We start from the raw sequence: 24514 nt of genomic DNA, 5'->3' as shown, positions 1-24514 counted from the left end.
GACACCATGGAGGAGGTCAAGCACGAGCTCGTTATCATCCGCAGGCGGAGCGCCTTCGAAGACGAGAAGGCGCACGGTGGCGTCTGGAAGATCGCCTATGCGGACTTCATGACCGCGATGATGGCGTTCTTTCTGGTGATGTGGCTGATCAACGCGCTGAACCAGGACCAGAAGCAGGTGGTCGCGAGCTATTTCAACCCGATCAAGCTTGCGGAGAACGCGCCCGCGCCGAAGGGCCTGAAAGATCTGTCCAAGAAGGAGCCGACGAATTTCGACGGTCAGGACGGCAAGCGCCAGCCGGCCGGCCCGAACGAGGAGCGTCGCGGCGACTCCCCGACCGCCGAGAAGCCGCCCTTCTACGAAGAGAAGGTCCTTTTCCGCGATCCCTACGCGACGCTCGCCGAAATCGCGGCAAGCTCCAACCAGGCCTCCGGCCAGCGGCGCGCCGGCGCCTTGACCTCTGCGGAAGAGGACGGCCTCAAGGGCGGCGACGCCTATCGTGATCCGTTCGACCCCGGTTATTGGAAGCTTGCGCCCGAGGCGTCGAAGGAAGCTGACAGGATCATGGAGGGCGAGCCGAAGACGAGTGCTTCGGCGCGTGACAATCCGGCCAACACAAATCAGGGCGAGCCGCGCCGTGGCAGGACCGATGATGCCGGCGGCAGCGTGGCTCCCGACGCTCAGGCGTCGTCCACGAGCATGTCGCCGCTGCTGCCGCCGGGGCCGGCCCCATCATCGTCTGCGCGCGACGCGGGCGTGCAGCCGAGCCCGCAAGCGAATGTCCGGGCCAACGCCGCGCCGCAGGCGCGCCCGACCGATGCCTCGAAGGAGCCCGAGGCGCGCGACACCGCCCAGACCCAGCAACCGACCGTGAAGCAGCTTCAGTCCGCGATTGCTGATGCGCTGTCGGACATCAAGGCCGGCGCCGGGCCGGTCGCCGAGGTCCGCCAGGTCGAGGAGGGCCTGCTGATCAGCCTGACCGATGATGCGAGTTTCGGAATGTTCGCGGTCGGCTCGGCCGAGCCGCGGCCTGAACTGGTCCGCGTCATCGACAAGATCGGCCCGCTCATCGCGAAGCGTCGCGGCATGATCATCGTCCGTGGTCACACCGACAACAGGCCCTACAAATCGGACAATTACGACAATTGGCGGCTGTCCACGGCGCGCGCGCAGATGGCTTACTACATGCTGGTCCGCTCCGGCATCGATGCGCAGCGGATCGAGCATGTCGAAGGATATGCCGACCGGCGGCCAAAACTTCCGCACGATCCTGGGGCTGCGCAAAATCGACGGATCGAGATCCTGATCCGGGAGAAGCATCCTTGACCAGACCGCTGCTCCGCACTGTGCTGTTGATGCTGTTGTCGCTGGCGGCGACCCGTGCCTTTTCCGATCCAGCGCCATCGTCCGGCGAGCCTTATGAGCTCGTCCGCGCGCTGCAGGCGGTACAGGACGGCATCGCCAATGGCGATACCGCGGCGCATGGCAGCCACATCGCACTGATCCGCCAGATTGGCGAAAAATTTCTCGCCGCAAATCCGACCGTGTGGAGCAGCCCACAGAACGGTCAGGCGCTCGTGATCTATCTGCTGTCCGGCGGCGCGCCACAGATCGTCCGCAAGCTGCCGCGCGACAAGATCAACGTCGACAAGGCGCTGTTTGACGGCGCGCTCGCTTATGTCGAGGGACGGCAGGACGAGGCGAGGGAGCTGCTCAAGGATGTCAAGCCGCGGACGATCGCGTCCGGCATGGGCGGGCAGGTGGCGCTGGTCCAGGGCGCGCTGTTCGCCCGGTCCGAGGCCTCGCTCGCGATCGAGCGTCTGGACGATGCACGCCTGCTGCTGCCCGGTACGCTGGTCGAAGAGGCGGCGCTGCGGCGCGAGATCCTTCTGGTCGGGCAGGCCGAGGATTTCGACAAGTTCGAGTTCCTGACGCTGGCCTATATCCGTCATTACCGTAACTCGGTCTATGCAGGCGATTTCTGGCAGCGTTTCTCCACGGGCCTGACGCAATCGAATCTTGCGCTGGACGATCGTCGCTTTGCACGGGTCTCGGCGCTGCTGGAACAGGTCGATCGCGCCAGCCGCCTCAAGCTCTATCTGGTGATCGCGCGCGGGGCGCTGATCCGTGGCAAGCTCGCCGTCGTCAGCCTCGCGGCCGAGCGAGCGCTGACGCTCAGCGCCGACGCCACGCCCGATCGGGAGCGAGCACATTTCTATCGCGGCGCATCCCGCGCGCTCACCGACGAATATGACGGCGGCTTTGCCGAGCTGAAGGCGCTCGACCGGTCGAAGCTGGCGGAGCGCGATGTCCTGCTCCTCAACGCAACCCTCCAGCTCGCCCTCGACATTCGCAAGTCGATCACGGGTCCGGCTGCCGTCATGACGGCCGACAAGCCGCCGCCGACGCCGGCACGGATCGATCTCGCCTCGTCGAACGCGATGCTCGCGCGTGCGAAGTCGCAGCTCGGCGAACTGGAGCTTCTCACCAGGGATCACCGCCCATGACCAAGCTCAGTGGAACCTCCGGACAACTCTTCGCTGGTCTCGCCGAAAGCCTTGCGCGCGGGGTGACCCGGTCGACGAAAGGCGCGGCAACATCAGGCGCCAAGACCGCCGACGATTCCTCGTTTCACGATCTGCTCCACACCGTCTCGAACATGGCCAAGCGGGCCTTGGACGATCAGGGAGCTGACACGACCGCGAAGGCTGCCCCAGCACGCCCGCGCGTGACCCAGTTGACCGAGCGTGACACGTCGAAGGACGAACCGGTGCATGAACGCACCGAGGAGACCAAATCGTCGAACAAGCATGAGCAGGTCGATCAGGTCGCGAAGTCGGATGTCTCGACCAGATTGGGCCTTCCGGCGATCATGGGGCAGGAGCTTGCCGCCGCGCAGGCGGTGACAGTGCAGACACCACGGCCGTCCGGCGAAAAGAGGGAGGCGTCGACCCGGGACGAGCGTCCCTCGGTGGCGAAGCAAGGTATTGGCGACGCAAAGGCGGCGGCAGACGTCGGCCAATTCGCCTCCGCTCCTTCGGCTATGGCACGTTCCGGCGGCGATACGTCCCACGCGCACGGACAGCCAGCCGCAGGCGCACAGGCTGCGCCGATGTCACAGGGAAGCGCCGTTCAGATGAATGCCATACCGGCAACACCGGGCTTCGAAGCCGTCGCAGCGAATGTCGAGCGTGCCGCAAAGTCTGCGGGCCGCGACGCCTTGCCTGAGACGACCAAGGTCACGGTGGTTCAGCAGGAGACCCATCTGCCTCCCGTGGGACAGTTGAGCGCGACCCAGCAGGTCGCAAACGCTGTCGTGTCGGAGCTCAAGGACGCGCCCGCGCCGGCGGCGTCCGCCGCGACAGATCTCGCGGGCGCACAGAACAATTCTCCGGATCGGCCGCTCAAGATCCTCACCGTCAATCTCGAGCCGCCTGATCTCGGCAATGTCACCGTGCGTCTTCGTCTCGTCGGCAACGAGGTGTCGGTTCAGCTTGCCGCCGAACGCAAGGACACCAGCACGATGCTGGATCAGCAGCGCGACCAGATCCGCGACCTGATGCAGTCGGCGGGTTATGTCGCCGACGTCGCGCCGGTGCAGCACGGTTCGCTCGACGGATTCCAGGCCGGGTCGGGCCAGTCGCAGCAGCAACTCTCGGGCCAACAACAGCAATCATCGCAGTCGCAAAGCGCGTTCGGCGGTGCGGGCACGTCGGCCGGTCAGTCCGACAGCGGCCCCAGGCAAGCCCGGCAGAACCAGCAGCCCAACCAGGAGGCACGCCATGACCAGGACGTGGCGCCGCAGTCTCGTCGCGGCCCTGTTTATCTGTGACGTCGGCGCCGCCGCGGCGGCGACGGACACCGTGCGACCTTGCGAGCGCGAGATGGCGCGCGCCTCGCAGCAGCACGGAATTCCGCTCGGCATTCTCTATGCCGTCGGCCTCACCGAGACCGGCCGTCGCGGCGCGCTCTATCCCTACGCGCTCGGTGCCGAAGGCCAGACCGTGTTCGCCAAGGACATGGACGATGCGATCGCGAATTTCGAGGCGATGCGGGCCAGGGGCATCAAGTTGATCGATCTCGGCTGCATGCAGATCAACCATTATTTTCACGGCGACAAGTTCACATCGGTGCGGGCGATGTTCGATCCGGCGAAGAATGTCGACTACGCCGCGCGCTTCCTGAAAGAGCTGAAGCAGCGCGAGGGAAGCTGGACCATGGCGGTCGCCCGCTACAATGCCGGTCCGAACAATCAACCGGCGCAGAAGCGCTACGTCTGCCACATCGTTGCGCATCTCGTCTCCAGCGGCTTCGGCGCGTGGACCGACAAGGCGCGCTCGTTCTGCCAGCCGAAGACGACGTGAGCTGACGAAGCCATCGTATGAAGTTGTGCATCGCCGCCAACCATCAGCCCCGCGCAAGCAAGACCCCCCATTGTAACGACAATCTACCAAAGGAGCCTACTACATGAGCCTGTATGGTGTTATGCGCACCGGCGTTTCCGGGATGAATGCGCAATCCAACAAGCTGTCGACGGTCTCGGACAACATCGCGAACGTCAACACGGTCGGCTACAAGCGCGCTTCGACGGAATTTTCCTCGCTGATCCTGAAGAGCGGCTCCGGCAACTACGACTCCGGTGCGGTCGAGACCACGGTCCGCTACGCCATCACCGATCCCGGCAATCTTCAGTTCACGACCTCGACGACGGACCTCGCGGTTCAGGGCAACGGCTTCTTCGTCGTGCAGGATGCGAACGGCAACAACTTCATCACGCGTGCCGGCTCATTTGTGCCCGACAGCACCGGCAATCTCGTCAACACCGCCGGCTTCCAGCTGATGGGCTACAACATCCAGAACGGTGCCGCGCCCAACGTTGCCGCTAACGGCTTCGGCGGTCTCCAGGTTATCAACGTCAACCAGATGGCACTGCAGGCCTCGCCCTCGACCAAGGCGACCGTGGCCGCCAATCTTGACCCGAGCGCTGCGAATGTCGCTTCCCCGCTTGCTGCAGCTGGTCCGAGCAATTACACCTCGAAAACGTCGATGGTGACCTACGACAACATCGGCAACGCCGTAACGCTCGACGTCTATGCGGCGAAAACTGGCGCGAACACCTGGGACATTGAAGTCTACAACGGCGCCAGCCTGCTGACGGGCGGTCCCTCAGCCGCGACCGCATTCAGCTTCGACGTCACCGCGGCCGGCAAGGGCGCGCTGGCTGCAGCGAGCCCCAAGACGCTCGCGTTCAACGTTCCCGGCGGCTCGGCCTTCACCATGGACCTCTCGGTCATGACCCAGGTCGCCTCCAGCTTCGACTTCAAGGCGACCGTCGATGGCAACGCGCCGTCCGCTGTCGAGAAAGTCAATATCGACAGCAAGGGCGTGGTGACCGCCGTGCTCAAGAACGGCACCCAGCTGCCAAGTTTCCAGGTTGCGCTCGCCACCGTGCCGAGCCCGGATCACCTGACGCCGGAGGTCGGCAATGTCTATTCGCCGAACCTCGAATCCGGAAACGTGCAGGTCGGTCTGGCCGGGCAGGGTGGCCTCGGAACCATCCAGTCCGGCGCTCTCGAAGACTCCAACGTCGATCTTGCGAGCGAGCTGACCGACATGATCTCGGCGCAGCGCGGCTTCACCGCGAACTCGAAGTCGTTCCAGACCGGCGCCGATCTGCTTGACGTCGTCGTCAACCTGAAGCGCTGAGTCCTGCGGCGCCGATCCCGGGCAAGAGAACGTTCAAGAGCACGCCATGTCCCTTACCTCAGCGCTCGACTCCGCCCGCAACTCGCTCATGGCGTCGGGCATCCAGTCGTCGACGATCTCGCGCAATATCGCCGGTGCCGGTTCGACCGGCTATTCGCGCAAGATCACCGAGCTGGATAATCTTCCCGGCGCTGGCGTTTATGTCGCGGCGATCCAGCGCGCCGCCTCTTCGGGCTTGTACAGCAACGTTCTGACCGCGACCTCGGCAGCCGCCACGCAGAGCGCGATCTATACCGGTCTCCAGAAGATCGCCGCTGCCACGGTGGACGATCCGCAGCTCGACCAGTCACCGACGGCGCAGCTTAATGCGCTGAAGCAGGCGCTGCAGCAATATGCCAACGCGCCTGATAACACCACGCTGGCGCAGGCCGCCGTGACGTCCGCCAAAGACATGGCGACCGCGCTCAACCAGGCGACCCAGACCGTGCAGTCGGTGCGCGAGGGCGCGGACGCCGACATGAAAACGTCGGTCCAGAACATCAACCAGCTGCTCTCCCAGTTCCAGACAGTCAACACTGCGATCGTGAAGGGTACGATCGCCGGTGACGACGTGACCGACTATCTCGACCAGCGCGACAGCATCGTCTCGCAAATGTCGCAGGAGGTCGGCGTCACGATGGCGATCCGCACCAACGGCGATGCTGCCCTCTACGCCGACAGCGGCGCGGTGCTCTTCGACAAGACGGCGCGGGCGGTGACTTTCGCTCCGACCAACGCCTATTCGGCGAGCACAACGGGTAACGCGGTCTTCATCGACGGCGTGCCCGTGACTGGTGCCAATTCGGTGATGCCGATCAAATCAGGCAAGCTCGCCGGCCTGGCCCAATTGCGCGACACCGATACGGTCACCTATCAGAGCCAGCTCGACGAGATCGCGCGCGGCCTGATCAACAGTTTCAAGGAAAGCGACCAATCCGGCGCGGCGCTGCCCGACGTTCCCGGTCTCTTCACTTATCCTGGCTCACCGACGATGCCCGCCAGCGCCACCGTTTCGGTTGGCCTGGCCGGCACGATTTCGGTCGCCGCGTCGGTCGATCCCGCCCAGGGCGGCAACCCGAATCTGCTGCGCGACGGCGCGATCAGCGGAAGCCCGGCCTATAACTATAACACGGCAGGTAGCGGCGGCTTTTCGGCCCGGCTTCAGCAGCTCATCGGCAACATGGATGCGTCGCAGCCGTTCGATGCCACAACGCAGGGCAAGCCGAACGGCAGCCTGATCGACTACGCGTCGTCATCGACGAGCTGGATCGAGAACCAGCGCAAGACCGCCAACGACAATTCCCAGTACCAGAACACGTTGCTGGACCGCAGCACGACAGCGCTGTCGAACGTCAACGGCGTCAACATGGACGACGAAATGTCGTTGATGCTCCAGGTCGAGCGTACCTATTCGGCGTCGTCGAAGATCATCTCGACCGTCGACCAAATGTTGCAAGCCTTGCTAGCCGCCGTGGGGAATCCGTGATGATGAGCGCCAACTACATTTCCACCCTCGTGCTACACTCGTCCTTGAGGTATTCGATCACGAACAATCAGGCTGCGCTGAGCAAGGCGTCGACGGAAGCGACCACCGGCCGCTTCGCCGATGTCGGCCTCCAGCTCGGTGCGACGACGGGTGGCGACGTCACCCTGCGGGCGGACCTGAGCTTCGGCGATCAGCTCGTCGACACCAACGGCCTCGTCGGGGGGCGCCTGGACGTGACCCAGGACCGCATCACCCAGCTCAGCACGACCGCAACTGACTTCCTCAAGGACCTGATCGCGGCCCGCAGCACCGACGGTGGCGGGCGGATCATCCTGCCGCCGGCGTCCTCCAATCTCCAGGACCTGATCGGCGCGTTGAACATTTCTTATAACGGCTCGTACCTGTTCTCGGGCATCAACACGCAGAACCAGCCGATCACGGCCTACCAGGCCGGCTCGGCCAGCAAGAACAAAGTCGATGCCGATTTCGTTGCGGCCTTCGGCTTCACGCAATCCTCGGCCAGCGTGAACACCATTACGCCTGCTCAGATGCAGACATTCCTCAACGGCCCGTTCGACGCCGAGTTCGCAAGCCCGGCCTGGAACACCAATTGGTCGTCGGCCACTGACCAGGTCATGCAAAGCCGCATCTCGACGACCGAGATCGCCGATACGTCCGTCAGCGCCAACCAGACCGGTTTTCGCAAGCTCGCCGAGGCCTACACCATGATGGCCGATCTCGGGAACGCGAACCTCGACCAGTCGACGTTCCAGGTGGTGGTGGACAAGGCCATCGGCCTCGTCGGCAGCGCCATCACGGACCTTGCGACGCTCGGCGGCGACGTCGGCACGGTCCAGCAGCGGATCACCAACGCGACCGACAAGCTGAAGACCCAGAAGGACATTCTGAACAATCAGATCGTCGGCATGGAGAAGGTCGATCCGACCGAAGCGTCTGTGCGCGTCAACACGCTGCAGACCCAGATCCAGACGGCACTCGCACTGACCTCGCAGCTCCAGAAGATCAGCCTCATCAACTATCTCTGAGCCCAAGGGCGGTCGCGTTCGCTTTCAGTTTCCTGCAATTTCCTGCGCAGAGTATTACGGATGACTTTTGAAGCCTATGAGACGGTTGTTGAAGACAGCGGCTACGAGGCGCGAGGGCGCGAGCGCCAGGCGCTCAGCCTCGGCATCGACCGGCTGGAGCGGCTCCAGAAGGAGCAGCGCTTCAGCATCGAGGATCAGGTCCAGAGCCTGCTCTACGTTCGGCGGCTGTGGACCATCTTCATCGAGGACCTCGCGCATCCCGAGAACGGGCTGCCCGAGCAGCTGCGCGCCGACATCATCTCGATCGGGCTGTGGGTCGTCAAGGAAGCCGATCGCCTTCGCGAGGAACGATCGAACGACGTGATGCAGCTCGTCGAAATCAACCGCCTGATCCGAGACGCGCTTTAATGAAGATCTCCTTGCGGGCCGGCGAACGGGTCTACATCAACGGCGCGGTGCTGCGCGTGGACCGCAAGGTCTCGCTGGAGCTCGTCAATGACGTGATGTTCCTGCTGGAAGGGCAGGTGATGCAGGCCGCCGACGCCACCACGGCGATGCGCCAGCTCTATTTCATCGTTCAGCTCATGCTGATGAATCCGACGGACGTGGCTGCCGCCGCTTCGCTCTATGGGCAGCACCACGCAGCCCTGCTGGCCGTGTGCGAGAACCGCGAGATGCTCGACGGGCTCGCTGCGATCGACGAGATGGTCGGCGGATCCCGCTACTTCGAGGCGCTCAAGCGCATCCGGGCGCTGTTCCCTCTGGAGGAGGCGATCCTGGCCGGCACCACCACCGAATCTCCAATCAAGGCTGCCTGACAGCGGAGAGGCTCATGAACGTTCCCAGCGTGACCGATACCACAAGCACCAATTCGACCAGCTCGACCTCGTCCGGTTCGACGCCGTCGAGCAGCGGTGTCGACTACAACACTTTCCTTCAGCTCCTCATCGCCGAGATGAAGAACCAGGATCCGACCAATCCGACGGATACGTCGCAATATATGAGCCAGTTCGCCCAGCTGTCGACGGTCGAGCAGGCCATGCAAACCAACACGAAGCTGGATTCGCTGCTGTCCTCCCAATCGCTGTCGCAGGCGGACGGGCTGATCGGAAAGAACGTCAGCTTCACCGACTCGACCGGCGCGACTTTCACCGGCAAGGTCGCGTCGATCTCGATCAACAGCAACGGCTCCGTCGCGACCCTCCAGGACGGCACCAAGGTCGCGGTCGGCCCTGGTCTGACGATCAGCAACTAGCCATGAACGAGCGGGACGCCCTCGACCTCGTCCAGGCAGCGATCTGGACCATCCTCGTTGCGTGCGGACCCGCAGTCGGCGCGGCGATGCTGGTCGGCATTGTCATCGCGCTGATCCAGGCCCTGACCCAGATCCAGGAGGCGACGCTGACCTTTGTTCCGAAGATCATCGTCATCCTGGTGGTCGTGGCCATCTCCGGCTCCTTCATCGGCGCCCATCTCTCCACTTTCACGGAGATGGTCTATTCGCGGATCGAGCACGGCTTCTGATCCGCAGGCCAGGCCCGGCCACCACCCTCGCGTAAGCTTTGCGGGGCAGATTGCAGGGCGGACCCTGCCGCCCGGTGACCTATGGCCGATACATTAGCTGCTAGCCTGCCGAACCCGCGACGCTTTGGTGCGGACGCCTTCTTCGCTGGCGGTATCGTGACCATGCTCACGATCCTGTTCCTGCCGATTCCCCCTGTTCTGATCGACCTCGGCCTCGCCTTCTCGATCGCGCTGGCGGCGCTGATCCTGATGGTCGCGTTGTGGATCCAGCGACCGCTGGATTTTTCCGCCTTCCCGACAGTGCTCCTGATCGCGACGATCCTGCGGCTCGCGCTCAACGTCGCGACCACCCGCCTGATCCTGTCGCGCGGCGGGGAGGGCGAGACCGCTGCCGGCCACGTTGTCGCCGGCTTCTCCAAGTTCGTCATGGGCGGCGACTTCGTCATCGGTCTGATCATCTTCGCGATCCTGGTCACGGTGAATTTCGTCGTGATCACCAAGGGCGCCACGCGTATCGCCGAAGTCGGCGCCCGCTTCACCCTGGATGCCATTCCCGGCAAGCAGATGGCGATCGACGCGGACCTTTCCGCGGGCCTGATCGACGACAAGGAAGCCCAGCGCCGGCGCCGCGAGCTCGAGGAGGAGAGCTCCTTCTTCGGCGCGATGGATGGTGCCTCGAAATTCGTGCGCGGCGATGCCATCGCCGGCCTGATCATCACGGCGATCAACATCTTCGGCGGCATCATCATCGGCGTAACTCATCACGGATTGACCCTGTCGCGCGCCGCTGACGTCTACACAAAACTCTCGGTCGGCGACGGTCTGGTCACGCAGATGCCGGCGCTGATCGTGTCGCTGTCGGCGGGCCTCCTGGTGTCCAAGGGCGGCACCAGGGGCTCCGCCGAGCAGGCGGTGCTGCGGCAGCTCGGTGGCTATCCGCGCGCGGTGTCGGCGGCCTCCTTGATGATGTTCGTGCTTGCCCTGATGCCGGGGCTGCCGATGGCACCGTTCGTGCTGCTGGGCGGCGTCATGGCTTTCGTCGGCTATTCGCTGCCGAAGCGGCAGGCAGCGCGCGAGCGGAAAGAAGACGCGCGCAAGGCGGAAGAGCGCGCCCAGAACGAGGCCAAGGAATCGGTCAAGGAATCGCTCAAGACCGCCGAGATCGAGCTGTCGCTCGGGAGCCATCTGTCGGTTCACCTGCTCGGTTCGCGCAACGAGCTTGCCCATCGCGTCGCCAAGATCCGCAAGAAGTTCGCCAAGCAGTACGGCTTCGTCATTCCCGAGATCAAGCTGTCTGACAATCTGTCGATCGACCCCAAGGGATACCAGATCCGGATCCACGATACGCGCGTCGCCCATGGCGAGCTCCGCATCGGCGAGGTGATGGTGCTGGTGGACAAGGACGGCAAACCGGACGTGCCCGGCGACGAGGTGATCGAACCCGCGTTCGGCATGAAGGCGCTGTGGGTGACGGAAGCCTTCACCGAAGAGGTCAAGCGGCAGGGCTGCAAGCCGGTCGACAATCTGTCGGTCCTGCTCACGCACTTAAGCGAAGTGCTGAGGGCTAACCTATCGCAGCTGCTGTCCTACAAGGACATGCGCGGGCTTCTCGACCGGCTCGAGCCCGAGTACAAGCGCCTGGTCGACGATCTCTGCCCATCGCAGATCTCCTATTCCGGCCTGCTGGCGATCCTGAAGATCCTGCTGGGTGAGCGGGTTTCGATCCGGAACCTGCATCTGATCCTCGAAGCGATCGCCGAGATCGCGCCGCATGTGCGGCGGTCCGAGCAAGTCGCCGAGCACGTGCGGATGCGTCTTGCCCAGCAGATCTGCGGCGACCTCTCCGACAACGGCGTGCTCAACGTCCTTCGCCTCGGCAATCGCTGGGACCTTGCCTTCCATCAGAGTCTGAAACGCGACGCCAAGGGCGACGTCGTCGAGTTCGATGCCGACCCGCGGCTGATCGAGCAGTTCGCGACCGAAGTCAGCGCCGCGGTCCGGAAGTTCACCGAGGACGGCACCAGCGTGGTGTTGGCGGTCACGCCGGAAGCCAGGCCCTATGTCCGCATGATTCTGGAGCGGGTGTTCCCCACCTTGCCAATCCTGTCGCATGTCGAGGTCGCTCGCAGCGCCGAGATCCGCGCGCTTGGAGCCATTTCGTGATCGGCGGCCTCACCGACAACGTGCTCGCCACGTTCATCGTGTTCTGCCGTATCGGCGCCTGCCTGATGCTGGTGCCCGGCTATTCCAGCGTGAACGTTCCGCCGCAGATCCGCCTGTTCGTTGCCCTGGTCACGACCTTCGCACTGACGCCGATCCTTATCGCCATCCTGAAACCGCTCGTCGACGGCGCCTCGCCGCTGACGCTGGCGCTGCTGATCGGCACAGAGCTTCTGGTCGGCAGCGTCATCGGCCTCGGCGGGCGGGTGTTCTTCCTCGCACTCCAGACCATGCTCACCGTGATGGCGAGCGCGATCGGGCTCAGCAGCATCCCGGGCACGCCTGTCGGCGACACCGATCCGGCGCCGCCCGTGGTGCCGCTGATCATGGCCGCCGTCACCACGCTGTTCTTTCTGACCGACCAGCACTGGCAGGTGTTGCGCGGGCTGATGAACTCCTACGACGTCTGGCATCCCGGCGAGAAGCTGACCAGCGAGATGGCCCTGAACCAGCTGGTGAGCCGTCTCGCCGACGCGTTCGTGCTGACGCTGCGGATCACCAGCCCCTTCATCGTTTATTCCGTCATCGTCAATTTCTCGGTCGGTCTCATCAACAAGCTGACCCCGGCTATACCGGTGTATTTCGTCTCGGTGCCATTCGTCCTGTTCGGTGGTTTTCTGCTGCTTTACCTGACCAGCGACGAACTGCTGGCGCAGTTCATGCTCGGCCTGTCGTCATGGCTGGCGGGATGACGAAACATGACCTCGCGCGCCGACAAGCTCAGTCGCATCGTCTCGCTGGTGAAGCTTCAGCTCCGGCTGTCCGAATGGCAGCTCGCGCAAATGCGCCAGGAGGAGCAGGCCATGCAAGATGAACAGGCATGGCTGGTGGGGACCTTGAACGAAGGCAAGGCGCCGGCGGGCTCGTCGAGCGATTCGATCGCGCGGCGCCTCAACAGGACGAGCGTAGGCGCTCGCGCCGTGCAGGAGCGCGCTGCGATGCAGCTCGACAAGGTCCGCTCGGAGACCCGGCGCGTGAAGCAGCTCGAGGACGTCGCCAAGGCGGCGCTCGCCGACAAGCTGCGCGACGCCGAGAAGCGCTCGCTCGAAGACATGGTGGGAACACACGCCGCCGCGCGCGATCTGACGCCGCGGCCAGCCAGGCGGACCAAGACATGATTGTGACACCGACATCCGACCTCGTTCTCGATGTCCTCGATGCCGCCGATCCGGTTGCGCAGCGGACGGCGACTGCGAAGCTCGAGTCGCTGAAATCGTCGGACGCCGATTTTGCTGCGACGATGGATGCGGCGGCCAGCAAGGCGGCCGATCAAGCCGCGACGAGGGTGGCCGAGGCGCAATCGGGCGTGGTGAACGGACCGCCGGTGCAGGTGATCAAGAAGCCGGGCCCGGACGAGGTCTATCGCAAGTTCGAGGCATTCGTCCTCCAGACCTTCGTCGAGACGATGCTGCCGAAGGAGTCGGAGGAGGTGTTTGGCAAGGGCACCGCGGGCGGCATCTGGAAATCGATGCTGGCCGAGCAGCTCGGCGCCCAGCTGGCGAAGGGCAAGGGGATCGGAATTGCCAAGCAACTCGCCTCTGCGCATCCGGCAGGCCCGGAGGTCGCGGGCAAGTCGGGCTGATGAATCTGGGACATGGGTGACGAAATTTGAGGGGTGAATTTGCTATGCAGGTAGAACAAGGCGCGACGACCCAGGTGATGGAGCAGCCGGTCGTTGAGCAACACGTCCTGGACATCGAGGCCGTGACGGAGGCTGAGCCGCGCGACGTTCTGTTGCCGGCGCTCCTGCCTGATGTCGGCAGCGGCATGACGCCCGACGATGCCGATGCGGCAAGGTTGGAGGCGATGCGGTCCGAAGAGGTCGCCGGATTGCTGGTCGCCATTCGCCGGCTCGAAGACATCATCGAGGAGGAGACCACTGCGCTCGCGACGGGGCAGAAGGTCGATTTCGACGATTTCAGCGCGCGCAAGAGCCGGAGCATGCTGGAATTCGTCCGGCTGATGCGGGCGCGGATGCATCTCGGCCGAGAAATCGAAATCACCGAGGAGATCCAGCGGCTGCGCGAGAAACTCGAGCGAAACCGCTCTCTGCTCGAGATGCACTACGACGCCGTGCGCGAGGTCGCGAGCATCATCGTCAGGGCGATCAAGGAGGCTGAATCCGACGGCACGTACACCGGTCGCGCAGCGCAGGACGGAAAATGATCAAGCTGGTGCTGGCCGGGCTCTGGGTATGCATCCTTACCGCGGGCACGAGCTACGGCGTTGCCTATTGGAAGGAAAATGGCAGCCTGCTGCCCGCGAAGGACGAATATCTCGACGGACTGCAATACCAGAAGACGCGGGCGCTGAGCGTGCCCATGGTCGAGGGCGGCGCCGTGCAGGGCTACATTGTCGCGCGCTTCGTCTACACCGTCGAGGCGAAGACTATGCACCAGCTGACCGTCCCGCCGGAGCCGTTCGTGGTCGACGAGGCCTTCCGCAGGATCTACGCTGACGACAAGCTCGATTTCAGGAAGCTTGCCCGTTACGATCTCTCCGGCCTCACCTCGGCGATCAAGCAGCGCGTCAACGAGCGCATGCAGGCCGACGTCGTCCAGGACGTCCTGGTCGAGGACTTCAACTACGTCTCCAAGGAAGAATTCCAGCAAAAGCCGTAGTGCGCTGGTCCGCGAAGTCGCGCCGGCAGCACGACATCTCTGCCGTTAAAAGCAAACCGGCCCCTGCGGGAGCGTCCCGCAGGGGCCGGTGGTCGTTTGTGAGCCGGGCTCGCTGCTTCAGTTGCCGGCCGGGTAGGCCGCCGGGGCGGCATGGGCCCGGTTCAGGAGGATGCCGACTTCGTCGAGCTCCTGCATCGGCTCGTCGATGGTCTCATTGGCCGGGATGTTGAGCCGGTATCCGACATAGCGGCGTGCCACGATCGCATCGAAACCGAGGCGGTCGCGGAGCTTCTTGCGCAGCTTGCTGACGTGACTCTCGATCACGCTCTCGTCGAAGGTGGATTCAAAGATGCCATAGACCGCGTTGAAGATCTGCGTCTTGGTGATCCACCTGCCGTGGTTGCTGACCATATATTCGAGAATGCGCAGTTCGCGGCGGGGCAGCGTCAGGGCGTGGCCCGCGATCTCGGGGTCACGTCCGTTGAAGAAGACCTGGATCCTGGTCTCGCAGGGCCTCGGCAACTCGCCCACCCGGCGGCGAGCGATCGCGGCCGTTCGGGCGAGGATCTCACGCAGATGGATCGGAACGTGGACGACGTCGTCCACGCCGGATTCGAACAGCTCCAGCGTGTTCTTGAGCATCTTCTGGCCACTCATGGCGATGATCGGAGCCGTAGACCGCTTGCGCATCGCCCGTGGCAGGCTTCCGCGGGCATCGCAGTCCCCCAGAAGGAAGGCATCGACGGCTGCCAGGTCCGATTCACTCGCGGATTGCAGCCAGTCCCAGAATTCTCCGGAGGAGAAGCCGATCGACGATACGCCTTCGCGAACGAGCCCTCCTACGTAGCTGTTCGTGACGCTCTCGCGATCATCAACGATAATATACATCAGTCTTTCGCCCCTGTTTCGCACTTGCTGTGGCCGGGAGGTTTGTTGTGATGCCCCGGCTCGGCAGCCATGCTGTTTGACGATATTCCCTCCCGCGAACCGTTATTGTGGTTTCGATATTCGCGGGCAGCCCTACGCATTCAGTGCCCACGTGTGTGGGCCTGCTACTTCGACTCGATACTGAACGCTTACTGCGTGAAGCCCGGCGGGTGTCTTACGGATCACCTTGCGGGGCGAATTGAGACCGCGACCTGGTACAGTTGCGTTACGTTGCTCATCGCGTCCGAACGCCACTGAACTCAGTCGATCTCCTCGCCAACGGGCGAGAATCACTTGAGACAGACCGTAACAATTGCCGATTTCCGATCAAGCGTGCGGAACAAAGCGTTTGCTACGTGTGCTTGATGCTGTTGGTTTGTTTCCAGTTGTTTCTTTGTATGTTCGAACGTATCAGTTGATTTAAAATCCGAACCAGTTTGCACTGTGGCGGTTATAAAGTTCCTATACCCGTATAAATAAAGCCATTTTGAGTCGTGTCACCGCGCCGTCATACCGAGGATTTTCAACCCCGGATTGACTCTCTTGGCCATGCACTCACGTGCGACAATTCGACTCACGTATGGCGGCGAGACTCCAGCTTGGCAAAATCTTGGCGAGTGTGTGTCTTTCGAGTCGCACTTTTGACTCACGCATGATGCGTCAGGCTCGCGCGTGCATCATGCGCGACGAAAGATTTCCGATGCGCACGTTTCAGGCAAGCTTCGCCAACTAGCTTCGTTCGACGGATCGAAACGAACGGAGCATTTTCAAATGTTGTCCGATGGAAAAACGCGTCCCGCTGAAGCGGCGGATTTGACCGCTGCGGCGAAGCCTGCTCCGGAAACACGCGATACAAAGCCCAATAGTAATGCGCGCGCGGCCAAGCCCGCGGCAGGGGCGAAGCCTGCATCAGTGTCGAGCGACGAAGCCGCAGCGAAAGAGGCGCTCGAGGGATTGAAGCGCATTCGTGCCAAGGCGCGCCTTGATAAGATGGCAATACCGAAACCTGCGCCGGTGGTGATCAAGCCGGCGGTGATCGTGGCCAAGCCGCCGCCGCCGCGCCCCACATGGGTCGCGCCGCTCGCGACATTGGCGGTTGCCGCCATTCTGGTGGTTTGCGCGTGCACCGGCGTCATCGCCTATCTCACGACGCAGCCGGGCCAGACCAATGTCGCGGCCAATGCGGAGATCAGGAATCTGCGCGACACGGTCGCCCAGCTGCGCAAGCAATTGTCCGGCGTATCGGAGAATCTCGATGGCCTGCGCACCGCGGTCGATCAGTCGAGCAAGGCAACCAGCGATCGTTTCGGCCGGTTTGCCGAGAATCTGGATCGTATCGAGCGGGTCAGCTCGTCTTCGACGGCGAAGCTCGACCGGCTTGCTCAGGCCCAAATCCAGGCGCCGGTGCAAGTCGCCGCGCAGCCGTCGCCAGCGATGCCGGTGATGGCGTCGGTTGCCGCGCCGGAGACCACGGGCTCGGTGGCTCCGGTCGAGCGGAGCTCAGCGCCGCGGAAGGTTGTCAAGGGCTGGTCGGTCCGCCAGGCCTATGAGGGCATTGCGATCTTGCAGGGCCCGAACGGCGTCGTCGAGGCCGTGCTCGGCCAGCAGGTCCCAAATCTCGGTCGGATCGAGGAGATCAGGAACGAGAACGGCCGTCTCGTGGTGGAAACCAGCGGCGGGGGTGTCGTCTATTCGGCGCGCAAGTAAGCGGCGGACGCTTCTATTGTCGGTGATGCTCGAAGCTGGTGCATAGCAGCTCGATCTCGGCCTCGGCGATCGAGGCACGAAACAGCCGGCAGGTGAACTCGACTGTCGACTTGATCTCGGAAGCGGTGCGATCCTCCCGCAGGAAGATGCATCGCTTGCAGACGTCGGTATGATGCCTCTGTTCGGCGGCATCCGCCTGATCGAGCAGGTGTCGCAACGTGTCGCGAAAGCGGAGCTTGCTGTCGTCATCGAGGACGGCGAAGGCGTCGGCCAAGCCGTTGACCGGATCGCGCGCAAGAAACTTCTTGCCCTGCTGCGTCACGCTCAGCATGACCGAGCGCTTGTCCTTGGACGAGCGTGTTCGCTCCACGTAACCGAGACGTTCGAGCTCGCCGATGATGAACGAGGCGGTGCCGCGCGTCGTACCGACATAGCTTGCCAGCGCCGAAGGCGTCCGTGAGAACCGGTTCGCACGGGAGAGGAAACGCAGCGCCATCCACTCGCGATCGCGCATGCCATGCTTGGTGCCTTCAAACCACAGGATCCGCGCCACCTGTCCCAACAATTCAATCGCTTCGCGAGCCAAATTCATTTCAATGCCAGATCGGATAAAGCTTTATTCAATTGAGCGTTCGAGGGCGCAATCGCTGCAGGTCAGAATGAGCGTTGATTCGCGCGAGACGAATGACATGCCGCGCTTGGTTCTCTCCGTTCTGGAGATGGAACATTCGCGAGTGGAACTAGATCGTCACAAAGAAAGTTCGAGTAAACTGCAAGGCTCGACTGATCCGAAAATTTCAGTCAAATGGCGCGGGCCCGCTGTCTTCGGGCAACATCATGTGTCGCTGTGGCCACGATCGCGCCCGTTTTTTGCATTGAAACGTTTCGAATTGCGCGAAGATGCACACAATGTGCAACTCGGGACGGGACGGTGAGGGGCGCGAGAACCCCTTTTTTCGGTTAATGGATGTTGCGACGCAATGCGGCTACCCGGTTAAATCGGGCACACAATCGTACCGGGAAATTCACAAGTGTCGTTAGGAACAGAGCAAATCGAACCGTTCAGCGTTAGACGCGCCGCGCTGGCTGCCACTGTCGGCAACATGCTCGAGTTCTACGACTTCATCACGTACAGCTTCTTCGCGATCCAGATTGGCCACACCTTTTTCCCAACCGGCAGCGAGTACGGCAGCCTGATGTTGTCATTGGCGACCTTCGGCGCGGGCTTCTTGACGCGGCCGATCGGCGGCATCGTGCTTGGGATCTATTCCGACCGGGTCGGCCGGCGGCCGGCCATGCTGCTGAGCTTCGCGCTGATGGGGGTTGCGATCCTGACCATCACGTTCACGCCGTCCTACAATTCGATCGGGCTTGCTGCGCCGGTCATCGTGATCGCGGCCCGCTTGGTGCAGGGTTTTGCACTCGGCGGCGAGGTCGGGCCCACCACCGCCTATCTGATCGAGATCGCGCCGCCTGAACATCGGGCGCTGGTGGTGGCATGGCAGCCGGCGAGCCAGGAGATCGCGGCGACGGCAGGCGCCCTGGTCGGTGTGATCCTCAGCAAGACCATGGCACCGGAGATGCTCGACCTCTATGGCTGGCGGGTGGCCTTTCTGATCGGCGCGGTCTGCCTGCCGTTCGGCGTCTGGATGCGTCGGACCTTGCCGGAGACCATCCCGCAGGCGGAAGCCGGAATCGTGGCGAAGGAAAGCACGGGCCATCTCTCGCTGGCCCGCCGTCACATCGGCCTGATCATGCTGGCGCTGATGGTTCTGGCCAGCGGCACGATCTCGACCTATGTCACGCAATACATGACGACCTATGCGCAGAACACGCTGCATGTCTCGTCGACCCTGGCGTTTGCGGTTTCGCTCGTCAGCAACGGCATTCAGTTCGTGGGCGCGCTGGTTGGCGGCGGGCTGGCTGATCGTCTCGGCCGCAAGCCGGTGATGATCTGGCCGCAGCTCGCAGCGCTGCTGCTGACCTATCCGGTCTTCCTTTGGATCGTCCATGTGCCCGGCACATTGTCGCTGCTGGCTGGCTTCGGCCTGCTCTCCGTCATCGGCTCGCTGCCGTTCACGGCCTTCTATGCGACGTTCTCCGAGGCGCTGCCTCAGAACATCCGTGGCGGCGTATTCGCTACCGTCTATGCGGTTGCGATCGCAAGCTTTGGCGGCACGGCGCAACTCGTGGTCACCTGGTTGCTCCATGTCACCGGAGATCCGCTGGCGCCGGCCTGGTACCTGCTGCTCGCGGGGATCGTCGGGCTTGTGGCGATGAGCCTGATGCCCGAGACCGCGCCGGCGAAGACCCGGAGAACCTGACCGGGCGAAAGCTCGCAGGCTGGTGATTTGCGTTTCGGCGGCAATTGTCGGCGAATGCGTCGCCTGAAGGATCAGGGCAAGATACCAGGGCAAGGCATCAGGAAGGATCGACCAATGAGCATTGAACCCACCATGACGGCCGACGTGGTCGGGTTGACGAAAGTCGCCCCGGTCTCGCGTCGCGGATTCATGAGCGCCACCGCGGCCGTCGCCGCCGGCTACACGCTTGCGGCAGGTCCCGTCCGCGCCGAGGTGATCACGACCGACACCAGCGGCCTCCAGGCCGGCGACGCCAAGATCAAGGTCGGTTCCGAGGAGATGCCGGCCTATTTTGCCCGGCCCGCCGGCAACACCAAGGCGCCGGTGATCATCGTCGCGATGGAGATCTTTGGCCTGCACGAATACATCAAGGATGTGACGCGGCGCCTCGCCAAGCTCGGCGCCTTTGCGGTTGCGCCCGACTATTACTTCCGCAAGGGCACGGACCTCACCAAGATCACCGACATCAAAGACTTGCTGCCGATCGTCAACGCCAAGCCGGACGCCGAGCTGTTGTCCGATCTCGATGCGACGGTGGCCTGGGCGGGATCGCAGGGCGGCGACACTGCCAAGCTCGGCATCATCGGATTCTGCCGCGGTGGCCGCACGGTTTGGGAATATGCCGCCCATAGTGGCACGCTCAAGGCCGGCGTCGCCTTCTACGGTCCGCCGGTCGATGCGCCCAATCCGCTGTGGCCGAAGAGCCCGATGCAGCTTGCGCCCGAGATGAAGGCGCCGGTGCTCGGCCTCTATGGCGGCGCCGACACCGGCATTCCGGTCGCCCAGGTCGAGCAGCTCAAGGCCGCGCTCGCGGAGAACAAGAAGACGGCCGAGTTCAAGATCTATCCGGAAGCGCCGCACGGCTTCCATGCCGACTATCGCGGCAGCTATCGCAAGGAAGCGGCGGAAGATGCCTGGGCGCAGGCGCAAGCCTGGTTCAAGAAATATGGCGTCCTGAGCTGACGCCGAATTCGAAGAGGGCGGCCGATTGGCCGCCCTCTTACTTTCGCAATTCGTCATCGCGCCACAGCGCATCGAGGCCGTGCCGATAGGTCGGATAGGCCAGCGTGACGCCGAGCTGGCGCTTCAGTTTCGCATTGGAGACGCGGGCGCTGCTGGCATAGAAGCTGCGCGCCATTGCCGACATGTCGGCCGTTGCGAACGCTTCTTCGGCCGGCGGTGCAATGCCCATCAGCTGCGCGGCATAGGCGATCACGTCCTGCGGCGGTGCGGGCTCGTCGTCGCAGATGTTCCAGGTGCCGCCATTTCTGTGGTTGATCGCGGCCATGATGGCGCTCGCGATGTCATCGACATGGATGCGGTTGAAGACCTGGCCGGGCTTGATGATGCGCCGGGCGGTGCCGCCATGCAGCGTCACCAGCGCGTTGCGGCCAGGTCCGTAGATGCCGGCAAGCCGTAGGATCGCAACATTGCCGTGCACCGTCTCCGTCCATGCCTGCTCCGCCGCGACGCGCATCCGCGCGCGATCGAGGGAAGATTGCGGCGGCGTGCTCTCGTCGACCCATCCGCCGGCGTGATCGCCATAGACGCCGATGGTGGAGAGATAGATGACCTTGCGGCGGCCCTCCGCCAGCACATCGCCGAACGCCGCGAGTGCGGGGTCGCCGCTGCTGCCGGGCGGGATGCAGACGAGCAGGATATCGGCCTCGCGGATGAGGTCGACCGTCGCGTCAGCGGGGCGGCTGCCGGCAAAGCCATGCAGCTCGATGCCGACGAGGTCGTCTCGCGTGGCCGGATCGCGCACCGTGCCGGCGACATGCGAGAAGTTGCCGCTGAACCTGCGGATGAAGTGCCGGGCGCTATAGCCGAGGCCGAGGATAAAGAGCCGCATGCGTCTTCCGTGGTCCGAGTTCCGTTCGCGCGAGCCCGCGCGTCCTCGCTCATAAGAGATTTTTGGGTCCGGCAAAAGATATTGCGATTTTACGCGACCGCCGGTGCAGGCGATGCTCATCCGTTCACGGGAGGCGTCGACCATGCAGGCGGAAGCGATCGCTCCAGCGGGCGCAGCAGAACTGATCCGGAACGCGGTCGCGCTGATCTTCGATGTCGACGGGACGCTTGCCGAGACCGAGGAACTGCACCGGCGCGCCTTCAACCACGCCTTCGCCCGTCATGGTCTCGACTGGCACTGGGACCGTGCCGCCTACCGCGATCTGCTGCGGGTGACCGGCGGTAAGGAGCGCATCCGCGCCTTCCACGCCAGGCAACAGGTCGCCCCGCCCTTGTCGGACGCCGATATCGCCGAGCTTCACCGCATCAAGACCGCGCATTACGCCGAGCTGATCGAAACCGGCTGCTGCCCCTTAAGGCCCGGCGTGGCGGAGCTGCTCACGGCTGCAAAGGCGCGTAGGCAGCAGATCGCGATTGCGACGACGACCTCGCACGGCAATATCGATGCGCTGCTGTCGCGTGCGCTGGGGGCGGGCTGGGCTCTTGATTTCGAGGCGATCGTTGCCGGCGATGATGTCAGGCACAAGAAGCCGGCGCCGGATGTCTATCTCGAGGTCCAGGCGCGGCTGAGGCTGGCGCCTTCGGATTGCGTCGCGATCGAGGATTCCGCCAACGGGCTGGTCGCGGCCTCGCGAGCCCACATTCCCGTACTCATCACGCGCAGCATCTACTTCAGGGATGATGATTTCAGCGCGGCGCGGTTCGTGCTGGACGAGCTGTCGGAACTCACCGACGAACACGACACTGAAAAACAACCCCATGCACAGTACATCACGCCGGCGTGAAGGTTGCCGTCAGTGCACCCGGTGGCTTGCTCTATCGTCCTCAGCCTGCTCGACAATCTGTGCGATCGGGCTCGACTGGTGATGCACCATGCGCCAGTCGTCACCGACGCGGCGAAAATGGTTGGCGGCGGCCAGCGCGGTTCCGTCGACGATCTCGATGCAGAGCACGCGGGCGCTGTCGCCGTCGACGATCGCCTGCGGCTCGGCGCAGACGATCTGCGGCCTCTCAGGGTTTTGCAGGATGTCGCGCCAGCTTCCGATCACCGTGGCGTGGCCGACGATCGCGGGCCAGCCAGGATGAATGCAGGAAATGGCATCGTCATCCGCCCACATCCGCTTCATGCCGTCAAAATCGCCCGTCGAAAAGGCGGCGTAGAAAGCCGCGTTCGCGGCGATGACCTTGTTGTCCTTTGCCATATCTCTCGGGTGGGGCAATGGGAGGCAAAAATCAAGCGCGACTTCAGTCCGACTTTGAACGCAGCGCAACATCGCTGCCCACTTTCTGGTCACGCCGAAATCTGCGTCTCCACCGCGCGCCGCGCACCTTCCGCGTAGAGACGTCCGAGCGCTGCGGTCACAGCCTCGCGCAGGCGCGGCTCGCCACCAAGCGGCCCGAACACTTTTGTGACGCCGAGCAACGCGGGTGCAAGCCGTTCCGCGACGGGACCTGCCTCGCGCGCCAGCGCCGCCAGCTCGGCGGCGAGGGGATCGCGCACGTCGATGGTGCGACCCTGCTCGTCGGACGCGGTGACGTAGCGCATCCAGCCGGCCACCGCGAGCGCATGCGTCGCGATCGGCAGGTTTTTGGCGAGACGATCCTGCATCGCCCCGAGCAGGCGCTGAGGCAGTTTTTGCGAACCGTCCATCGCGATCTGCCAGGTGCGGTGATGCAGCGCCGGATTGGCAAAACGCTTGAGCAGGGAGGCGCGATAGGCGGGAAGATCGGTGCCTTCTGGCATCGTCAACGTCACTGCGGCGTCTTCCATCGTTTGTGCGGCGAGGCGCGCGAAATGCGGATCCTGCATGGTGTCGGCGATGGTCTCGTACCCGGCGAGGTAACCGAGATAGGCGAGCGCTGAATGGCTGGCATTGAGCAGCCGCAGCTTCATCAGCTCGAACGGCTTGACGTCGCTGACGAGCTCGACGCCCGCTGCGGCGAGATCAGGCCGGCCTGCGGCAAAGCGATCCTCGACCACCCATTGCGTGAACGGCTCGGTCATCACGGGCCAGGCGTCACGCATCCCGAGCGCCGTAGCGACCGCGTCACGATCGGCATTGGTTGTCTCGGGCACGATGCGGTCGACCATGGTGCAGGGGAAGGTGACCGTATCAGCGATCCATTGACTGAGCTCCTTTGAGCGGAGCGCGGCGAATTGCGTCACGATCCGCTGCACGGTTTGGCCGTTGGCGGCGAGATTGTCGCAGCACAGCACGGTGAAGGGTGCAATGCCCAGCACTCGCCGGCGGGCCAGCGCCGCCACGATGAAGCCCGGCGCCGAGCGCGGCGCGTCGAGATTGTTGAGGTCGTGCACGACATCGGCATGGCGCTCGTCGAGATCGCCTGACTGAGGCGTGTGGCAATAGCCCTTTTCGGTCACCGTCAGCGAGACGATGCGAATGGCGGGATCGGCCATCCGCTCGACCAGCGCGGCCGGCTTCTCGCGCGCGACGACGCTGTCCAGCAGTGCCCCGACGACGCGATGCGCGGTGCCTTCGGCGGCGCGCGCGGCGACCGTGTAGAGATGATCCTGCGGGGCGAGGGCGTCGCGCGTATCGGGGCTGCGCAGGCTCGCGCCGACGATGCCCCAAGAGCTGACCGATGAGTTGCTACCCGCGGCAAGGCAATCGTCGATGACGACAGCCTGGTGGGCGCGATGAAACGCGCCGAGACCAAGATGCACGATGCCTGGCGTGATCAGGGAACGGTCATAGGCCGGGCGACGGATGGCCGGCGGCATCCGGTCGAGATTGGCGTGGCCAAGCCGCATGGTCATCTCCCCTCTGTGTGGCCGCTGCTTGACATGGCGGCCGTATCAGGTCAATTGGTAAGGCCAATTATCCAAAATGGGCGGGGCCGCCGGGCAGCAACCCTTCCCGGCGAGACCCTACGGGGAGGCCA

27 protein-coding genes are annotated in these 24514 nt (G+C 63.7%); 22 read left to right on the top strand and 5 right to left on the bottom strand.

Annotated elements, in window-relative coordinates; genetic code table 11:
- Positions 1–6: 6 nt before the first annotated feature.
- The 17 genes from XI06_RS00750 to XI06_RS00670 all read left to right on the top strand — a co-directional run bounded on the left by XI06_RS00750 (position 7) and on the right by XI06_RS00670 (position 14642).
- On the top strand, positions 7–1326 hold the full coding sequence (locus XI06_RS00750; RefSeq protein ID WP_237891091.1) for a MotB family protein: 1320 nt from the start codon (positions 7–9) through the stop codon (positions 1324–1326).
- The gene (locus tag XI06_RS00745; protein ID WP_237862727.1) at positions 1323–2507 is read left to right on the top strand and encodes a chemotaxis protein; all 1185 of its coding nucleotides are present in this window, start codon (positions 1323–1325) and stop codon (positions 2505–2507) included. The genes XI06_RS00750 and XI06_RS00745 overlap by 4 nt, the downstream gene beginning before the upstream one ends.
- Positions 2504–3832, top strand: a complete 1329-nt coding sequence (fliK, locus tag XI06_RS00740; protein WP_271604403.1) for a flagellar hook-length control protein FliK — start codon at positions 2504–2506, stop codon at positions 3830–3832. Before XI06_RS00745 ends, fliK begins: the two co-directional genes overlap by 4 nt.
- Positions 3783–4364, top strand: a complete 582-nt coding sequence (locus XI06_RS00735; RefSeq protein ID WP_237862725.1) for a transglycosylase SLT domain-containing protein — start codon at positions 3783–3785, stop codon at positions 4362–4364. Before fliK ends, XI06_RS00735 begins: the two co-directional genes overlap by 50 nt.
- Before the next feature lie 103 nt (positions 4365–4467).
- On the top strand, positions 4468–5706 hold the full coding sequence (locus XI06_RS00730; RefSeq protein ID WP_271604402.1) for a flagellar hook protein FlgE: 1239 nt from the start codon (positions 4468–4470) through the stop codon (positions 5704–5706).
- Positions 5707–5752: 46 nt separating this feature from the next.
- Positions 5753–7231 carry a flagellar hook-associated protein FlgK gene (flgK, locus tag XI06_RS00725; RefSeq protein ID WP_271604401.1) on the top strand — a complete coding sequence of 493 codons (1479 nt, stop codon included), beginning with the start codon at positions 5753–5755 and terminating at the stop codon, positions 7229–7231.
- Positions 7231–8277 (top strand): flagellar hook-associated family protein, encoded by a 1047-nt coding sequence (locus XI06_RS00720; protein WP_237862722.1) that lies wholly within the window; start codon positions 7231–7233, stop codon positions 8275–8277. The genes flgK and XI06_RS00720 overlap by 1 nt, the downstream gene beginning before the upstream one ends.
- Before the next feature lie 60 nt (positions 8278–8337).
- Positions 8338–8685 (top strand): flagellar biosynthesis regulator FlaF, encoded by a 348-nt coding sequence (flaF, locus tag XI06_RS00715; RefSeq protein WP_237862721.1) that lies wholly within the window; start codon positions 8338–8340, stop codon positions 8683–8685.
- Positions 8685–9095, top strand: a complete 411-nt coding sequence (gene flbT / locus XI06_RS00710; protein ID WP_237862720.1) for a flagellar biosynthesis repressor FlbT — start codon at positions 8685–8687, stop codon at positions 9093–9095. The genes flaF and flbT overlap by 1 nt, the downstream gene beginning before the upstream one ends.
- Positions 9096–9109: 14 nt before the next feature.
- On the top strand, positions 9110–9532 hold the full coding sequence (flgD, locus tag XI06_RS00705) for a flagellar hook assembly protein FlgD (protein ID WP_237862719.1): 423 nt from the start codon (positions 9110–9112) through the stop codon (positions 9530–9532).
- Positions 9533–9534: 2 nt separating this feature from the next.
- Positions 9535–9801: a flagellar biosynthesis protein FliQ gene (gene fliQ / locus XI06_RS00700; RefSeq protein ID WP_220004841.1), complete on the top strand. Its 267-nt coding sequence runs from the start codon at positions 9535–9537 to the stop codon at positions 9799–9801.
- 81 nt (positions 9802–9882) lie between these two features.
- Entirely contained in the window at positions 9883–11964 is a 2082-nt protein-coding gene (gene flhA, locus XI06_RS00695) for a flagellar biosynthesis protein FlhA (protein ID WP_237862718.1), read from the top strand.
- On the top strand, positions 11961–12713 hold the full coding sequence (fliR, locus tag XI06_RS00690) for a flagellar biosynthesis protein FliR (RefSeq protein WP_237862717.1): 753 nt from the start codon (positions 11961–11963) through the stop codon (positions 12711–12713). Before flhA ends, fliR begins: the two co-directional genes overlap by 4 nt.
- Before the next feature lie 6 nt (positions 12714–12719).
- Positions 12720–13139: a hypothetical protein gene (locus tag XI06_RS00685; protein WP_237862715.1), complete on the top strand. Its 420-nt coding sequence runs from the start codon at positions 12720–12722 to the stop codon at positions 13137–13139.
- Complete coding sequence (locus XI06_RS00680; protein ID WP_237891095.1) at positions 13136–13603, top strand: rod-binding protein; 468 nt, start codon at positions 13136–13138, stop codon at positions 13601–13603. Before XI06_RS00685 ends, XI06_RS00680 begins: the two co-directional genes overlap by 4 nt.
- A 44-nt stretch (positions 13604–13647) precedes the next feature.
- Entirely contained in the window at positions 13648–14187 is a 540-nt protein-coding gene (locus XI06_RS00675) for a flagellar biosynthesis protein FlgN (RefSeq protein WP_237862713.1), read from the top strand.
- A complete protein-coding gene (locus XI06_RS00670; protein ID WP_271604400.1) occupies positions 14184–14642 on the top strand; it encodes a hypothetical protein in 459 nt (152 codons plus the stop codon). Before XI06_RS00675 ends, XI06_RS00670 begins: the two co-directional genes overlap by 4 nt.
- A 117-nt stretch (positions 14643–14759) precedes the next feature.
- Here XI06_RS00670 and XI06_RS00665 read toward each other — a convergent pair whose 3' ends face one another.
- On the bottom strand, positions 14760–15530 hold the full coding sequence (locus XI06_RS00665) for a response regulator transcription factor (protein WP_271604399.1): 771 nt from the start codon (positions 15528–15530) through the stop codon (positions 14760–14762).
- Positions 15531–16340: 810 nt separating this feature from the next.
- Here XI06_RS00665 and XI06_RS00660 point away from each other — a divergent pair.
- A complete protein-coding gene (locus tag XI06_RS00660; RefSeq protein WP_271604398.1) occupies positions 16341–17276 on the top strand; it encodes a hypothetical protein in 936 nt (311 codons plus the stop codon).
- A 13-nt stretch (positions 17277–17289) separates the two neighbouring features.
- Here the strand turns inward: XI06_RS00660 and XI06_RS00655 are convergent, their stop codons facing one another.
- Positions 17290–17868: a MarR family winged helix-turn-helix transcriptional regulator gene (locus XI06_RS00655; protein ID WP_271604397.1), complete on the bottom strand. Its 579-nt coding sequence runs from the start codon at positions 17866–17868 to the stop codon at positions 17290–17292.
- Positions 17869–17935: 67 nt separating this feature from the next.
- Here XI06_RS00655 and XI06_RS00650 point away from each other — a divergent pair, with 67 nt between their 5' ends.
- The 3 genes from XI06_RS00650 to XI06_RS00640 all read left to right on the top strand — a co-directional run bounded on the left by XI06_RS00650 (position 17936) and on the right by XI06_RS00640 (position 20602).
- Positions 17936–18211 carry a hypothetical protein gene (locus tag XI06_RS00650; protein WP_237862709.1) on the top strand — a complete coding sequence of 92 codons (276 nt, stop codon included), beginning with the start codon at positions 17936–17938 and terminating at the stop codon, positions 18209–18211.
- Positions 18212–18379: 168 nt separating this feature from the next.
- Positions 18380–19600 carry an MFS transporter gene (locus XI06_RS00645; protein ID WP_237863333.1) on the top strand — a complete coding sequence of 407 codons (1221 nt, stop codon included), beginning with the start codon at positions 18380–18382 and terminating at the stop codon, positions 19598–19600.
- 114 nt (positions 19601–19714) lie between these two features.
- Positions 19715–20602, top strand: coding sequence for a dienelactone hydrolase family protein (locus XI06_RS00640; protein ID WP_237862708.1), 888 nt, complete (start codon positions 19715–19717; stop codon positions 20600–20602).
- Between the two features lie 37 nt (positions 20603–20639).
- Here the strand turns inward: XI06_RS00640 and XI06_RS00635 are convergent, their stop codons facing one another.
- Complete coding sequence (locus tag XI06_RS00635; protein WP_271604395.1) at positions 20640–21491, bottom strand: SDR family oxidoreductase; 852 nt, start codon at positions 21489–21491, stop codon at positions 20640–20642.
- Positions 21492–21633: 142 nt separating this feature from the next.
- Between XI06_RS00635 and XI06_RS00630 the strand changes: the two genes are divergently transcribed.
- Positions 21634–22395 (top strand): HAD family hydrolase, encoded by a 762-nt coding sequence (locus XI06_RS00630; protein WP_442869398.1) that lies wholly within the window; start codon positions 21634–21636, stop codon positions 22393–22395.
- A 9-nt stretch (positions 22396–22404) separates the two neighbouring features.
- Here the strand turns inward: XI06_RS00630 and XI06_RS00625 are convergent, their stop codons facing one another.
- Positions 22405–22812, bottom strand: a complete 408-nt coding sequence (locus XI06_RS00625) for a nuclear transport factor 2 family protein (RefSeq protein WP_128950075.1) — start codon at positions 22810–22812, stop codon at positions 22405–22407.
- Between the two features lie 89 nt (positions 22813–22901).
- Positions 22902–24383: a mannitol dehydrogenase family protein gene (locus XI06_RS00620; protein ID WP_271604393.1), complete on the bottom strand. Its 1482-nt coding sequence runs from the start codon at positions 24381–24383 to the stop codon at positions 22902–22904.
- Positions 24384–24514 lie beyond the last annotated feature (131 nt).

The sequence above is a fragment of the Bradyrhizobium sp. CCBAU 11434 genome (assembly GCF_028128895.1).
GTDB lineage: Bacteria > Pseudomonadota > Alphaproteobacteria > Rhizobiales > Xanthobacteraceae > Bradyrhizobium > Bradyrhizobium zhengyangense.
The sequence above is the reverse complement of the archived record's forward strand: the minus strand, read 5'-3'. Positions and strand labels throughout refer to the sequence as shown.